Source organism: Marinovum sp. E3 (genome assembly GCF_055755275.1).
In genome coordinates this window covers 2,298,997-2,314,013 of sequence record NZ_CM146908.1, presented here as the reverse complement: position 1 = coordinate 2,314,013, position 15,017 = coordinate 2,298,997, and the positions used below count along the sequence as shown (strand labels likewise).

Here is a 15,017-nt window from a genome sequence, read left to right as displayed (position 1 = left end):
ATGCATCATCCCAAGGAGAGCAGTCAGCATGGCCGCGCAGCATTTCGTCTTTCTTCTGGTCGAGGATCACACCCATCTGACGCTGGCCTGCGCCATCGAGCCCTTGCGCATCGCCAACCTGATTTCCGGCCGTGACCTCTATGCCTGGTCCTATGCCTCCGAAGACGGCATCTCCGCGCGCGCCTCCAATGGGTCGGTCACGCTGGTGGCGCATGGCTTTGGCGCGGTGCCGCGGGCCGACCGGTTGTTCGTCATTTCCGGGCTGGGGATGACCGGGCAGATCACGCCGGCGCTGCTGGCGGCGCTGCGCCGGGCGCGATCGACCGGAGTGCGGATCGGCGCGCTCTGTTCCGGCGCCTGGGTGCTGGCCCAGGCCGGCTTTCTCGACGGCATGAAGGCGGCGATCCATTGGGAATACCACGATGCCTTTGCCGAGCGGTTCCCCGAGGTCGCCCTGGAGCGCTGTGTCTTCGTGGCCGACGAGAAACATGTCACCGCCTCGGGCGGCTCGGCCACCGCCGACCTGATGCTGCACCTGATCGAGCGGGATCACGGCTATGACCTCTCGGTCGCGGTGTCGGACATGATGGTCTATGCTGGCGCGCGCGAGGCGGGGGTGGCGCAGCGCATTTCGCTGCAATCGCGCCACGGCATGCGCAATCCGCATGTCGCCCGCGCCATCGAGATCATGCGCGGCGCGCTGGAAGAGCCGGTCTCGCCGATGCTGATCGCGCAGGATCTGGGCATTTCGGTGCGCCAGCTCGAGCGGCTTTTCGGCCGCTATTTCAACACGTCGCCGGGGCGCTACTACATGGAGCTGCGGCTCGACCGGGCGCGGCACCTGCTGTTGCAGACCGAAATGTCGGTTTCCGAGATCGCGGTCGCCTGCGGCTTTCAGAGCCTCGGCCATTTCACCCGGCTCTATCGCCGCTCCTTCGGCATCTCGCCCAGCGGCCAGCGCGGGCGGATCGCCTGAGGGCGGCCGCGTGGGGCGGATCGCTGCCGGGGGTGGACGCGACCGGGAGAACTGGTCAAGAGGGGGGCTTGCCCTATCTGTAACGCGGTCTCCGGGCGCTTGACAGAATGATCCGGCGGGCAAGAGGTATGCAGCAGTGAGGGCCAGATTTGCAAGGCGAGGGCAGGAACGAATTGAACCCGATGGATTTTCTCGCCGGTGAGGGCGAGATGGCGCAGCGGATCCGCGCCTTTGACTGGGCCAGCCATCCGTTCGGGCCGCCCGCCGACTGGCCGCAATCGCTGCGCGCCGCGCTGTCGATCTGCCTCAACTCGGCCTTTCCCACGGCGATTTATTGGGGGCCGGAGCTGCGCCTGCTCTACAACGACGCCTGGGCGCCGATCCCCGGGCCGCGGCATCCGGCGGCGTTGGGCCAGCCGGCGCGCGAGGTCTGGTCGGACATCTGGCACATCATCGACCCGCAATTCGCCCAGGTGATCGAACAGGGGCAGGGGCTCTTCGCGCAGGAGCAGATGCTGCCGATGCGGCGCCATGGCATCGAGGAGGAGACCTGGTGGAATTACAGCTTCACCCCGCTGCGCGACGCGGACGGCGGAATTACCGGCGTCTTCAACTCGGGCAGCGAGATCACCGAGAACGTGATCCAGCGCCGCAATGCCGAATTCCTCGTCGCCGCCAACAATGCCTTTCGCACCGCGCCTTCGCCGGACCAGGCCTTGCGCTTTTCGCTGGCCAAACTCGGCGAGCTGCTCGGGGCCTGCCGCGTCGGCCTGCGCGAGCGGACGCAAATCGAAGGCCAGGTGGCCTTTGCGATGATCTATGAGTGGTGCGCCGAGGGCACGCCGCCCTCGGCGGAAATCGCCATGCCGTCGCAGGTCGGGGTGAGCCTTCAGGAAAAGATCCTGTCGGGTGAGGTGACCGCCGCGGCGCTGAGCGACGCCGATCTCGAACCGGCCAGCCGCGAGTACCTGGAGCGGGTGGGCGTGGTGCAGGGGCTGGGAGTGCCCTGGGTCGAAAACGGCGAGGTGACCTCGGTCATCGGGGTGCAATGGCACAAGGAACGCGTGATCTCGGCCTTCGATATCTCGGCCATCGAGCGGGTGCTGGAAACGACGATGGGCTGGATCGAGCGCGAGCGCGGCCGCGAACGCGAACGAGTGATGGCCAGCGAGATCGATCACCGGGCGCGCAATCTTCTGGCGGTGGTCCAGTCGGTCACCCGGATGACCACCGGCGACGACGTGGCCCAAGTCAAGGCCGATCTGGAGGGGCGTTTCGCGGCGTTGTCGCGGGTGCACGGTCTGCTGGGGCAGAAGCGCTGGGCGAATGTCACCTTCCAAGAACTGGCCGAAGAGGAACTGGCGCCCTTTGGCCCCGATGTCTTTGACCGGATCGAGATGACCGGCCCGCGGGTGGCGCTCAGCCCGACCGAGGCGCAGGTGCTCGCCATGGTGCTGCACGAGCTTACGACAAATGCGCTCAAACACGGGTTTCTCAGCACCTCCGACGGCCGGCTCGCGCTGAGCTGGACATTGCCCGACACCAGCCGGCTTGACGTCTGCTGGCATGAAACCGGGGTGCCCACCAACGGTCCTGCCGTCTCGGACGGGCAGGAAGGCTATGGATCGGTGCTGCTGCACGAGGTGGTCAAGGGACAGCTCGGCGGCGAAATGCGGCGCGAGGTCGGGCCCGAGGGCATCCGGTTTGACCTGAGTTATCCCCGGCAGGCCGATACGCCCGGCCCGAGCCCCTCCGAAGTGTTGCGGCCGTCACCCGAGGCGCCGGCCCCGGCGCGGTCGGTGATGATCGTCGAGGACGACGTGATCATCGCGATGGACCTGGCCGCCACGCTGGAAGAGGGGGGTTTCGCCCGCTTCGGCGAGTTCCGCGACAGCCAGAGCGCGCTGGCCCGGCTGGAAAGCGAACGGCCCGACCTCGCGGTCCTCGACTGGACGCTGGCCGAGGGCACGTCGGAGCCGGTGGCGGCCTGGTTGCGGGAGAACGGCATTCCCTTTGTCGTGGTCTCCGGGCAGGAGCTTTCCGGTGCCGAGGACGATCCGCGCCGTGGCGCGCCGCTGCTGATCAAGCCGATTTCCTATACCGCCCTGTTGAGCACGCTGGACCGGCTGTAGCTCAGCCCGCCACCGGGCGCAGGAAGGTCACCCGGTCGGGCGCCATCTCGGCAATCACCACGGTGCCGTCCTCGCAGACCGCGAGCCCGTGGCCATAGGTCGAGAAGGTGCGGCAGCGCCCGGTCAGCCGGCCGGCGGCGTCATATGTCGAAAGCCGCGGCGTCTGGTCGGTGACCAGCAGAATGCCATCCGGCATGAGCGCCAGCGCCATCGGTTTGTGCAGCCCGCCGATCTCGTCGATGTAGCGGCCCTCGGCATCAAAGCGCTGCACCCGGTTGTTCTCGCGGTCGGCGACGCAAAGCCGGCCTTGGCCGTCAAACAGCAGGCTGTGCGGGGTGGAGAAGTCGCCGGCGCCGTGCCCGGGCTGGCCGAAGCTGGCCAGATGGCTCCGGTCGGGCGCAAAGACATGTACCGCGCTGTTGCCATAGCCATCGGCGACATAGAGCCGGCCGTCCGGCCCCTCGGCGCAGTCGCACGGATGGTTGAACGGACGGCCCAGCCCTGGACGCGCGTCGCAGTGCAGCTGCTCGCGCATGTGCAGATCGGGACCGAGCAGGGCGATCTTGTGGCCGTCCATGTCGGTGGCGGCCAGGACCCCGGCCGCAGCCCCGCCCAGTGCGCGCAGCCCGTGACCGCAGACGAAATCCGGCAGGTCGCGCTCGGCCAGAATGGTGCCGTCGAAAGCCAGTTCCACCAGCTCCGGAATGCGCCGCCGGAGCACCACGATCCGTCCGCCTGTGACGGCCAGGTCGGTGACCCCTTCGAGCGGCACATGCGCCACCCGGTAGCGCCGGGCACCCAGCGCCACGAAGGCCGGCGGGCGCGGGGTCACAGCCGGCCCGCGAGGGTTTCGGCCAGGGTCAGCAGCGCCGCGTCGCGGCCCCGGGCGGCGGTCAGCATCAGCCCGGCGCCGGGGGTGTCGGTCAGCGGCAGGCTGACCGAACAACCGTCGATCAGGTTGCCGAAGCTGGTGTTGCGCAGGGCCAGCAGGTTGGTCCGGTCATAGGTCGCATCGTCCTCCAGCGCGGCCAGCCTCGGCGGCAGCAGGGCCACCGTCGGCAGCACCACGGGGGTATCGGAAAACAGCCGCTCTGCCTCGGCGATCAACGCGTCGCGCGCGGCGAGGGTGCGGGCAAAGTCGATCGCGCTTACCCCGTCGGCGCGGGCCATGCGCGAGGCGACGCGCGGGTCAAGCCGGTCGCGGGCGCTGTCGTAATGTGCGCCGTGATGGGCGCGGGATTCCACCGCCGAGAACTGCCAGACCGGCAGGGCACGGTAGCGCTCGAAGATATCGAGCGACAGGCGACGCACGGCGACGCCGGCGGCGGCGAGCGCCGTGAGCCCGGTCTCGAAGGCCGCCATGACCTCGGGCTCCACGTCGTCGAGCCCGAAATTCTGCGGCACCACCACCGCCCGCGGCATCGGCGCGGCGGGCAGCGGGGTGTCGCGCAGCACGTTCAGCACCGGGCGCAACAGGCCGATTTCGCGGGTCATCACCCCGACGCTGTCGAGCGAATGCGAAAGCGGCACCGCACCGGCGCGCGAAATGCTGCTGGCGGTGGGTTTGACGCCATAGAGCCCGCAGAAGGCGGCGGGAATGCGCGCCGAACCGCCGGTGTCGGTGCCAAGGGCGATATCGGCCACCCCGCGCGCCACGGCCGAGGCGCCGCCGGAAGTCGAGCCGCCGGCGATGCAGCCGTCGCGCAAGGGGGTCAGCGGCGTGCCGTAATGCGGGTTCAGCCCGAGACCGGAATAGGCCAGCTCGGTCATGTTGGCATGGCCGATCAGACCGGCCCCCGCCGCCCGCAGCCGGGCCACGGCGGTGGCATCCTCGGTCGCGGGCGCGTCTTCAGCCCGGACCCGGGTGCCGGCCGGGGTGACCTGGCCCTTGACGTCGAACAGATCCTTGACCGCGACGGACAGGCCCGAAAGCGGGCCGTCGCCACTGACCGGATCGTCGAAGACGCGGGTGAAGTCGGGGGCCTTGGCGCGGGCGCGGGCGGCATCGAGCCTCGTCTGGGGGGTGTCGGTCATCACGGGCCTCACAGGGTCTGTTCGACAAGCCAGGTGGCTATGCCGGGAAAGGCGGTCAGCAGGATCACCGCCAGCACGAGGATCAGGAAATAGGGCACGATCATCCGGGTGATTTCGAAGATCGAGCGACCGGTCAGGTTCTGGATCACGAAGAGGTTGAAGCCCAGCGGCGGCGTGATCTGTGCCATTTCCACCACGATGATCAGATAGACCCCGAACCACACCGGATCGACGCCCACGGCGGCGATGGCCGGCATCACCACCGAAGTGGTCAGCACGACAATCGAGATACCGTCGAGGAAACAGCCCAGCAGCACGAAGAACACCGTCAGCACCGCAATCAGCCCCGGCGCGCCCAGGCCGCTGGCCGAGATGATCTCGGCCAGTTGCGCCGGCAGGCCGGAAAAGCTCATCGCCGAGGTCAGGAAGGCCGCGCCCAGCAGGATCAGCCCGATCATTGCCGAGGTGCGGGTTGCGCCCATCAGCGAGGCGGTGAAGGTGGAGAGGTTGAGCGTGCCGCCGATCAGCGCGATCAGCAGGGCGCCGGCCACGCCGATGGCGGCGGCCTCGGTGGCGGTGGCGACACCGGCATAGATCGAGCCGATCACGCCGATGATCAGCCCCACGACCGGCAGCAGCAGCCGCAGCCGGCGCAGGCGCTCGCCCAGTGGGATACTGTCTTCGGGGGCGGGGACGCCGTCGGGGTTCATCCGCGACCAGATCGCGATATAGCCTGAAAACAGCGCCATCAGCATCAGCCCGGGCACCACGCCGGCGATGAACAGCCGGTTGATCGAGACCTGGGCGGCCACGCCATAGACGATCATCACCACCGACGGCGGAATCAGCAGGCCGAGCGTGCCCGAACCCGCCAGCGAGCCGATCGCCAGCCGGTCGGCATAGCCGCGGGCCTTCAACTCGGGCAGCGAGATGCGGCCGACGGTGGCGGTGGTGGCGGCGGAAGAGCCTGAGACGGCCGCAAAGATGCCGCAGCCCGCCACGTTGACATGTGCCAGCCCGCCGGGCAGCCGGCCGACCCAGGGCGCGAGCCCGGCAAAGAGGTCTTCGGCCAGCCGCGTGCGATAGAGAATCTCGCCCATCCAGATGAAGAGCGGCAGGGCGGTCAGCGTCCAGCTGGCCGAATGCGCCCACATGGTGGTGCCGAGGATGGCATCGACCGGGGTCGAGGTGAACATCACGAAAATCACCACGGCTGAGGCCAGAAGCGCCACGCCAACCCAGATGCCGAGGCCGAGCAGAAGCAGAAGGGTCACCACCAGAACGGCGGATTGTGTCAGGATATCCATGGTCATTCGCCCCGCGCTTGTTCGGAGATGTCGTCACGTTCGACCGGCAGGCCGAGGATCAGCCGCAGGGTGCGTTCGGCAAAGGCCAGCGCGAAGAGCACCGAGCCCAGCACCATCGCCGATTGCGGAATCCACAACGGCACCGCGACGATGCCCTGGCTGACGTCATTGTAGGTCCAGCTTTCCGCGACATAGCCAAAGATCGCCCAGGCCACCCAGGCCATCATCCCGGTGGCGAATCCGGCGGCGAGGATGTCGGCACCATGGCCCAGCTGGGCGGGCAGAAGCTGGCGCAGCGATGTGACGCGGATGTGGTCGCCATGGAGCAGCGCGGCGGGCAGCGCCAGAAAGATCGAGGCGCTGAGCCCCCAGGCGGCGAAATCGTCGGCCGAGGGGATCTGGCTGCCCATCAGACGCAGGCCGATCTGCGCCAGGATCAGCGCGGCAATCCCCAAAAGGGACAGCGCGGCCAGGGCTCCGCAGAAGGTGAATAGGTGGCGGGTGAGCACCATGGCGGCAGGCTCCTTGTCAGGACAGCGGCCGGGGCGCGCGCGGGCGCCGCGGCCGGATTGCAGAGAGGCCCGGGCAGGTCAGCCCGGGCCGGAGGGGGATCAGTTCAGCGCGTCAACGATCGTCTGACCGTTCTCGCCGGCCTGGTCCAGCCATTCGGCGCGCATCGTGGCGGCGATCTCCTCGAAATCGGTGGCCAGCCCCTCGGGCGTCGGCAGCACGGTCATGCCGTTGTCGGCCATGGTCTGGGTCGCCTCGGTGGTGGCGGTTGCGGCCATTTCGAAACCGCGATCCTCGGCCAGTTCGGCGGCTTCCTCGAGTGCGGCCTGCACGTCTTCGGAGAGCGCGTCATAGGCGGATTTGTTCACGATCACCATGTTCTTGGGGATGAAGGCCTGCACGTCGTAGTAATGCGAGACGAAATCCCAGGCCTGGCTGTCGACGCCGGTCGAGGGCGAGGTGATCATGCCGTTGATCACGCCGGTCGAGAAGGCCTGGCTGATTTCCGAGGTGGCGATGGTCGCCGGCACGGCGCCCAGAAGCTCGGCCAGACGCGCGGTCGAGGGGTTGTAGGCGCGGAACTTCACTCCCTCGAAGGACGTGGCATCGGTCACCTCCTGGTTCATGTAGATGCCCTGCGGCGGCCAGGGCGCGGCATAGAGCAGGACCAGGCCATCCTCGGCCAGTTTCTCTTCGTAGATCGGCCGCGAAGCTTCCCAGAGCGCGCGCGCCTCGTCGAAGGTGGTGGCCAGAAGCGGCACGGCATCGGCGGAATAGACCGCGTCCTCGTTGCCCAGCGCCGAGATCAGCACTTCGCCGATCGGCACGATGCCGCGCTGCACCCCGCGCTTGAGCTCGGGGCGCTTGAGCAGGACCGAGTTCGACACGACGTCGATCTCGAGCGCGCCGTCGGAGAGGCGGGCAACGTCATCGGCAAAGGCGCGGATGTTCTTGGTCAGATAGTTGCCGTCGGGCGCATCGGCCGACATCTTCCAGGTTTCGGCCTGCGCCAGACCGGCGGTCAGGGCGGCAATCGCGGTGCCAATGAGGAAATGTTTCATGGTGTCTCCAGGTTGGGTTGGTGGTGGTTATTGTGCCCCGTCCGAAGCCCGGGCGGGGCAGGGGGAATGTCAGTCTTCGAGCGGCGGCAGGTCGTGCTCGTCCAGCGCCCACATCAGGCGGAAGGTCTCGGCCTCACGCACGGCGCCGCCAAAGCGTTCGGTAAGTTGGCGCAGGGTGGCTTCTGCAATCGGTTCCGAGGTGACGTCAACCGCCAGGCAGGGCGCAAGCACCCGGCCTTCGGTGGATTCCGACGGCAGCGGCGTCGACAGCGCTTCATCGGGCTGCATGTAATGCACCCGCATCACGCCCGGCTCGGCCATCAGCCCCTCCATCACCGCGCGCAGGGTCTCGTCCTTCACCGCGCCCGGCGCCAGTTCGACCAACGCCAGGGCCGCGCCCCAGCCAAAGCCGCCTTCCTGCACCACATGCATCACCCGGCGTCGGGTGTTGGACATGCGGCCGAAGTTGGTGACCGACCATTGGGTCTGCTTGGTAAAGGCCTTCTGATAGGCGGCCGAGGTGAAATCGGCCAGGCTGCCGGCGCGGTAGAGCGCCAGGTAACGCCGCGCCGCGCCGGAAACCGCGCGGTAGCGGCGCGCGCCGGTGAACCCCTCGATGCGGACGCGTTCCTCCATGTGCTCGCGGTCGTACCACTGGTTGAAATCGCCTTCGTGATCGGGGTCGATGTCGCTCCAGACAAAGAGTTGGGCCTGGTCGGTGGGGCGGATACGGGTCATGCTGCGTCCTGATCTCTGAACAGACCTCTCCCGGCCCGGGGCACGGGGGGAGTTCCGTGGTCCGGGGTGGGTCGGGCCCTGTCGATTGCTGTTGCCGCACCCTCGCCGCTGGCTGCGATTTCCACAAACGGGATTTTTCAGGGGGGGGTGATCGGGTTTTCCGATCAAGGCGATTTCAGGCTGGTTCCGGCCCGGTTCCGGTCCCGGGCCTCAGCCCTCGGTGGTGGGGCGCCGGGAACGCAGCTGATGCTGTTCGGCGCAGCCCCGCGCCAGATCGGCGATCGCCTGATAGATCGCCGCGTCCGAGCTGCGCCGCCAGACGCAATAGAGCGGCAGCGGCGGCAGGGTGGCATTGACATCGAGTTCACACAGCCCCGGCCCTGAGAGATCGCAGCCGCGCGGCAGGGTGGCGATGCCGATGCCGCGTTCGGTCAGCCGGGCGATGGCCGCCAGCGAGGTGACGCAATGCACCATCGAGGGCCGCAGCCCGGCCTGTTCGAACAGCGCCAGCACATTGGCATGCGGGCGCGAATTGCGGGTAAAGGTGATCAGCGGGCCGGTCACCACATCGGCCAGCTCCAGCGCCTCGCCGCGCATCCCCGCCGGGCCGAACCAGCCCATGGCCAGCGGCGGCAGATCGGCGCAGGTGCTGGTGGCGTCGTGCCGGTCTTCGGTGGTCAGCAGCATGTCGAGCGTGCCGCGATCGAAGGCGGCGGCAATGTTGGGCGTGGGCTCGATGGTCAGCTCCATCTCGAGCCGCGGATAACAGCGCGCGACCTCTTCGATCAGATCGCAGAGCCAGGTGTGCACCACCGAGGACACCAGCCCCAGACGCACCCGCCCGGCGGCGGTGGCCGGATCCGAAAGCGTCATGTGCAGCTTGCGTTCGGCGGCGAGGATGTCCTGCGCCTTGTCGAGGATCAGCGCCCCGGCGACGGTGATCCGCGTGGCATGGAATTCGCGGTCGAAGAGATCGACGCCCAGCTCGGTCTCCAGCGCCGAGATCCGGCTCGACACGGTGGCCTGGCTGACATTGAGCCGGTCGGCGGCGGCACGGAAGCTGCCCAGATTGGCCACCGTGACGAAGGTTTCCAGAAATCGCGTATTCACCCCGGTGCCCCCTTGGCCATCCTGACCGCGTGACATAAGCGCAAATTCGGGTCTCGGCAACGCTGGCCAATTCCGGCGTCGCGTCCTATGCCATTGCGCAGGGGCTTTTACCAACAGGGAGAACGGCATGCGCATCGATTTGAACGCGGACCTGGGCGAAGGCTTTGGCCCCTGGCGGATGGGCGACGACGCGGAGATGCTGGACCTCGTCAACAGCGCCAATATCGCCTGTGGCGGCCATGCCAGCGACCCCGAGACGATGTACACCGCGTTGAAACTGGCCGCCGCCAAGGGCGTCGCCGTGGGCGCGCATCCCGGGTTCAACGACCGCGAAGGTTTTGGCCGGCGGGTGATTCCCATGCCGCCCGAGGAGATCGGGCGCATGGTGGCGGCGCAGATCGGCGCGCTGATGGCGGTGGCGCGGCTGGTGCCGGTCACGGTGCGCTACGTCAAGCCGCATGGCGCGCTGGGCAACCTGGCGGCACGCGACATCGACGTCGCGCGGGCGATTGCCGCGGCGGTGCGGCAGATCGACGATCGGCTGGCGATCCTGGCGATTTCCGGCACCTGCACCGAAACGGCCGCGCGCGCGGCCGGTGTTCCGGTCTATTCCGAAATCTTCGCCGATCGCGGCTATCTCAGCAGCGGGCAATTGGTGCCGCGCGGCCAGCCCGGCGCGATGATCGAGGACGCCGGCGCGGCGGCGGACCGGCTGATTTCCTTCTTGCGGACCGGGCTGATGCCGGTGATCGACGGCGCGCCGATCAAGCTGGCGGCGCAGTCGATCTGCGTGCATGGCGACAGCCCCGGCGCGGTGGCCATGGCGCGCGGGGTCCGCGCGCGGCTCGAGGCCGAGGGGGTCACCTTCGCCGCCTTCGGAGAGGTCTGATGGCCGCCGTCACCTTCACCCCGGTCTCCGATCACGCGCTTATGGTGCAGCTCGGCGACGAGATCAGCGACGCCCTGACCGCGCGGGTCCAGCAGCTCGACAGCGCGATCCATGCCGCCGCGCCGCAGGGGCTTCTGGAAACCGTGCCGGCCTTCGTCAATCTGATGATCACCTTCGATCCGGTGGTCGCCGATCATGCCGAGATGGAACAGGCGGTCCGGGCGCTGTTGCAGGAGGGCGCGGCCGCGCAGGTGCCGGGCGCCGAACGGGAGGTGCTGGTTTGTTACGACGACGATCTCGCCCCCGATCTCGCGGCGGTGGCCAAGGCGGCGGGCCTGAGCCCCGAGGCGGTGATCGAACAGCATCTGGCAGCGGAATACCGCGTCGGCATGTATGGCTTCGCGCCGGGCTATGCCTATCTGTCGGGCGTGCCCGAGGCACTGCAATTGCCGCGCAAGCCCAAGGCGCTGCGTGATATTCCGGCCGGCAGCGTGCTGATTGCCGGGCCGCAGTGTCTAGTCACCACGCTGACCATGCCGACCGGCTGGTCGATCATCGGCCGCTCGCCCACCGAGATCCTGCGCAACGATCCCGAGCGGCCCTTTCTGTTCGACGTCGGCGATCGGGTGCGCTTTGCCCGCATCGACCGAGACCGATACGAGACGCTGTGCAAGGGAGGCACCGCATGACCCAGGCCAGCTTGAAGGTGCGGTTTGCCGGGCCGCTTGTCACGTTTCAGGACGGCGGCCGGCCGGGGCAGATGCGATTCGGCGTTTCGGCCTCGGGGCCGATGGACCGGCTGGCGGCGACGGCGGCGAATGTGGCGCTGGGCAATGCGCCCGGCGCGACGCTGATCGAAGTGTCGATGGGCGGGCTGGTGCTGGAATGCACCGAAGGCGCGCTTTCGGTGGCGGTGACCGGCGGCGATTTCACGGTCGAGCATGGCAGCGCGGCCGTACCCTGCTGGAGCATCCTCGCGCTGGAGCAGGGCGACAGCCTGTCGATCCGCCCGGGCAAGAGCGGCAGCTGGGCCTATCTGGCGCTGGCCGGCGAGGTCGCGGCCGAAAGCTGGCTGGGCAGCTCGGCGACGCATTCGACCTCGGGGTTTGGCGGCGGTGCGCTGTCGGCGGGACAGGTGATCGAGGTCGATGAGGCGCGGCTGCGCGAGGACCGCCACGGCGCCATCGCCCGGCCCGACTTTCTGCCCGAGGACCGGCAGATGCGGGTGGTGCTGGGGCCGCAGGACCGACATTTCACCGCCGCGGCGCTGGCGGCCTTCCGGTCCGAACCCTTCGCGCTGACCAATGCCTTCGACCGCATGGGCGTGCGGCTTTCGGGGCCAGAGCTGCCCAGTGCCGGTGCGCTCTCGATCCCGTCCGAGCCGATCACCCGCGGCGCGGTCCAGGTGGCCGGGGACGGGGTGCCGACGGTGCTTCTGGCAGATCACCAGACCACCGGCGGCTATCCCAAGATCGCCACGGTGATCGGCGATGACATCGGCCGGCTGAGCCAGCTGCGCGCCGGCGACAAGCTGCGCTTTGCCCCGGTCGAGGCCGCGCAAGCGGTGCGGATCGCCCGCGAGACGGCCGAGGCGCGCGCGGCCTATCTGGCGGCGATCGCCGTGCCCAAGGGCACCCTGTCGCAGCGGCTGATGCGGGCCAACCTGATCAGCGGCGCGATCTCTGGCGAAGAGGCGGTGCCGGACTGATTGCAAGGCGCGTCTTTTACAGCGAAGCTGGCCCCGTCGAGAGCGGCAGTCAGGGAGAGCTGTGATGGCGGGCAGGACGGAGGCCCCGAACCGGGCGAGCTATGACGTGGTCATCGTTGGCGGCGCGATCATGGGCGCCTCGACCGCCTGGTTTCTGAGCGATGACAAGGACTTCGACGGCCGCGTTTTGGTAGTGGAACGCGACACCAGCTATCAGTTCTGCTCCACCGCCCATACCAACAGCTGCATGCGGCAGCAGTTCTCGACCGAGCTCAACGTGCGGATCAGCCAGTTTGCCGCCGACTTCGTCAAGAACCTGCGCAGCTACATGGGCGGCGATGCCCGTGTTCCGGCTTTGTCGATCCGCGCCTTCGGCTACATGTATCTTGCCGACAACGAGGAGTTCGCCGAGGTGCTGCGCCGCAATCAGAAGGTGCAGCTTGCGGCCGGGGCGGCGACCGAGCTGCTGACCCCCGCGGAGATCGCGGCGGCCTATCCGTTCTACCGGGTCGATGATCTCGTCCTCGGCTCGATCAACCGCGTCGACGAGGGCTATTGGGAGGGCGCGGCGGTGTTCGACTGGTTTCGCCGGCAATCGCGCGAACGCGGCGTCGAATACATCGAGAACGAGGTGGTGGCGATCACCCGCAATGCCACCGGCACCCAGATCGAAAGCGTGACGCTGAAATCGGGCGAGGTGATCGCCTGCGGCCAGCTGGTCAATGCCACCGGTCCGCGCGCGGCGCTGACGGCGCGGATGGCAGGGCTCGACCTGCCGGTGGAGCCGCGCAAACGCTATACTTGGGTATTCAAGGCGGCGCAGCCGCTGGACCGCGACCTGCCGCTGACGATCGACCCCTCGGGTGTGCATGTGCGCGAGAACGGCGGCGGCTCCTATCAATGCGGGGCGCATGAAGTCGCCGACCCGGCGGTGGCACCGGACGATTTCGACATGGATTTCGCGCTCTGGGAAGATCGCGTCTGGCCGATCCTCGCCGCCCGCATCCCGCAGTTCGAGGCGATCAAGGTAACGGCGCAATGGGCCGGGCATTACGCGATGAACACCTTCGACCACAACGCGATTACCGGCCCGCACCCGGAGCTGGCGAATTTCATCTTCCTCAACGGCTTTTCCGGCCACGGGCTGCAACAATCTCCGGCGATGGGGCGCGGGACGGCGGAATGGCTGACCCATGGCGCCTATCGCACGCTGGACCTGTCGCCCTTCCACTACGATCGCATCCTTGCCCGGCGTCCGATCACCGAAGACGCGGTGATCTGAGGCCCGGCCGATCCGGCTCTGCCCCTGCATTGCGCAACCGCTTCACCACACGCCCAAATTTTACCCGCTCCCCGGCGCGGCAGGGCGCCGCGGCCGGGCCGTTGCCCGCCGGTGGCGCCCGGCCGGGAAGGAAAACTGTTGACTCAAAGGAAATTCGGTAACATTCTGTATGACAGCACATGCGTGCCGAAATATGGAACAATGGGGAAGTCAATCATGAGCAAGTTTCTGGCGGCTGGGGCCATCGTGGCGGCAAGTCTCGCGGCACCGCAGATGGCGGCCGCGCAAAGCGAGACGGTGAAACAGATCGAAGAGCGCGGCACCTTGCTGTGCTCGGGTCACAACGGCAGCTATTTCGGCTTTGTCGAGGTCAACGACAACAACGAATGGAAGGGGCTCGACATCGACCTCTGCCGCGCGCTGACCACCGCCATCCTTGGCGATCCGACCAAGAACCAGATCGTGCCTCTGAGCTGGGCGCAGCGCTTTCCGGCGCTGCAATCCGGCGATGTCGACGTCATCATCAAGGCCACAGGCTGGACCATGGGCCGCGACACCGAGCAGGGGCTGCAATTCAGCCTGCCGTATTTCTTTGGCGGTGCCCAGCTCATGGCGCATGGCGACCTGGGGGTGACCGAGGCCTCTGGTCTGGCCGGCGGCACGATCTGCGTCGAGGCCGGCACCACCATCGAGCGGCTGGTGGCCAACTACCTCAACACCGAGAACATCGAACACAACATGGTCAGCTATGAAAGCGCCGCAGAGCTGCGCTCGGCCTACCTGGCCAATCGTTGCGATGCCTTCGCCGCCTGGGGGCCGTTCCTCGCCGTGCTGCGCGCCACCGAGATCGACAACCCGGATGCGCATGTGATCCTCGACGATCAGCTCTCGGCCGAACCGATCGCGGCCGCGATGCGCCAGGGCGACGAGAACTTCGTCGATGTGGTCAACTGGATGCTGGCCGCGCTGCTGATCGCCGAGGAAGAGGGCGTCACCTCCGAAAACGTCGAAGAGATGGCCGCAACCCCGCCCAACCCGCGGGTCGCCCGCCTTCTGGGCGCCGAACCGGGCATTGGCGAACGTCTGGGCATGCGAGACAGCTGGGCGCGGGAAATGATCGCCGCGGTCGGCAATTTCGGCGAGATCTACGACCGCAATCTCGGCAAGGACAGCCCCTACAAGCTGGAGCGGGGGCTGAACAACCTGTGGAGCCATGGCGGTGTTCTCTACGCCCCGATCCTCGACTAGACATCACGACACACCCAAGCGC

General features: G+C 67.9%; 14 protein-coding genes. 7 read left to right on the top strand and 7 right to left on the bottom strand.

All coding sequences use genetic code 11. From position 1 onward, the window contains the following. Window positions 1-28: 28 nt before the first annotated feature. On the top strand, window positions 29-976 hold the full coding sequence (locus AC0J5K_RS11320; RefSeq protein WP_048530744.1) for a GlxA family transcriptional regulator: 948 nt from the start codon (window positions 29-31) through the stop codon (window positions 974-976). Window positions 977-1,158: 182 nt separating this feature from the next. Further along, window positions 1,159-3,108 (top strand): HWE histidine kinase domain-containing protein, encoded by a 1,950-nt coding sequence (locus AC0J5K_RS11315; protein WP_274562804.1) that lies wholly within the window; start codon window positions 1,159-1,161, stop codon window positions 3,106-3,108. Window position 3,109: 1 nt separating this feature from the next. Here AC0J5K_RS11315 and AC0J5K_RS11310 read toward each other — a convergent pair whose 3' ends face one another. From AC0J5K_RS11310 to AC0J5K_RS11280, 7 genes are all read right to left on the bottom strand, one after another. Next, the gene (locus AC0J5K_RS11310; protein ID WP_274562806.1) at window positions 3,110-3,940 is read right to left on the bottom strand and encodes an NHL repeat-containing protein; all 831 of its coding nucleotides are present in this window, start codon (window positions 3,938-3,940) and stop codon (window positions 3,110-3,112) included. Further along, on the bottom strand, window positions 3,937-5,142 hold the full coding sequence (locus tag AC0J5K_RS11305; RefSeq protein ID WP_274562808.1) for an amidase family protein: 1,206 nt from the start codon (window positions 5,140-5,142) through the stop codon (window positions 3,937-3,939). Before AC0J5K_RS11305 ends, AC0J5K_RS11310 begins: the two co-directional genes overlap by 4 nt. Before the next feature lie 8 nt (window positions 5,143-5,150). Then, a complete protein-coding gene (locus AC0J5K_RS11300) occupies window positions 5,151-6,449 on the bottom strand; it encodes a TRAP transporter large permease (protein WP_074835240.1) in 1,299 nt (432 codons plus the stop codon). 2 nt (window positions 6,450-6,451) lie between these two features. Further along, a complete protein-coding gene (locus AC0J5K_RS11295; RefSeq protein WP_274562811.1) occupies window positions 6,452-6,961 on the bottom strand; it encodes a TRAP transporter small permease in 510 nt (169 codons plus the stop codon). Window positions 6,962-7,060: 99 nt separating this feature from the next. Beyond that, window positions 7,061-8,020, bottom strand: coding sequence for a TRAP transporter substrate-binding protein (locus AC0J5K_RS11290; protein ID WP_082154422.1), 960 nt, complete (start codon window positions 8,018-8,020; stop codon window positions 7,061-7,063). A gap of 69 nt (window positions 8,021-8,089) precedes the next feature. Next, window positions 8,090-8,758, bottom strand: a complete 669-nt coding sequence (locus AC0J5K_RS11285; RefSeq protein ID WP_274562818.1) for a DUF4286 family protein — start codon at window positions 8,756-8,758, stop codon at window positions 8,090-8,092. 210 nt (window positions 8,759-8,968) lie between these two features. Continuing rightward, window positions 8,969-9,868, bottom strand: coding sequence for a LysR family transcriptional regulator (locus AC0J5K_RS11280; RefSeq protein WP_074835236.1), 900 nt, complete (start codon window positions 9,866-9,868; stop codon window positions 8,969-8,971). Between the two features lie 127 nt (window positions 9,869-9,995). Here AC0J5K_RS11280 and AC0J5K_RS11275 point away from each other — a divergent pair, with 127 nt between their 5' ends. The 5 genes from AC0J5K_RS11275 (at window position 9,996) to AC0J5K_RS11255 (ending at window position 14,995) form a co-directional block, all read left to right on the top strand. Beyond that, window positions 9,996-10,757, top strand: a complete 762-nt coding sequence (locus tag AC0J5K_RS11275) for a LamB/YcsF family protein (protein ID WP_274562820.1) — start codon at window positions 9,996-9,998, stop codon at window positions 10,755-10,757. Then, the gene (locus tag AC0J5K_RS11270) at window positions 10,757-11,446 is read left to right on the top strand and encodes a 5-oxoprolinase subunit B family protein (RefSeq protein WP_274562822.1); all 690 of its coding nucleotides are present in this window, start codon (window positions 10,757-10,759) and stop codon (window positions 11,444-11,446) included. Before AC0J5K_RS11275 ends, AC0J5K_RS11270 begins: the two co-directional genes overlap by 1 nt. Further along, entirely contained in the window at window positions 11,443-12,465 is a 1,023-nt protein-coding gene (locus tag AC0J5K_RS11265) for a 5-oxoprolinase subunit C family protein (RefSeq protein WP_274562824.1), read from the top strand. The genes AC0J5K_RS11270 and AC0J5K_RS11265 overlap by 4 nt, the downstream gene beginning before the upstream one ends. Before the next feature lie 64 nt (window positions 12,466-12,529). Beyond that, window positions 12,530-13,747, top strand: coding sequence for an NAD(P)/FAD-dependent oxidoreductase (locus AC0J5K_RS11260; protein ID WP_274562826.1), 1,218 nt, complete (start codon window positions 12,530-12,532; stop codon window positions 13,745-13,747). 216 nt (window positions 13,748-13,963) lie between these two features. Further along, the gene (locus AC0J5K_RS11255; protein ID WP_048530769.1) at window positions 13,964-14,995 is read left to right on the top strand and encodes an amino acid ABC transporter substrate-binding protein; all 1,032 of its coding nucleotides are present in this window, start codon (window positions 13,964-13,966) and stop codon (window positions 14,993-14,995) included. Window positions 14,996-15,017 lie beyond the last annotated feature (22 nt).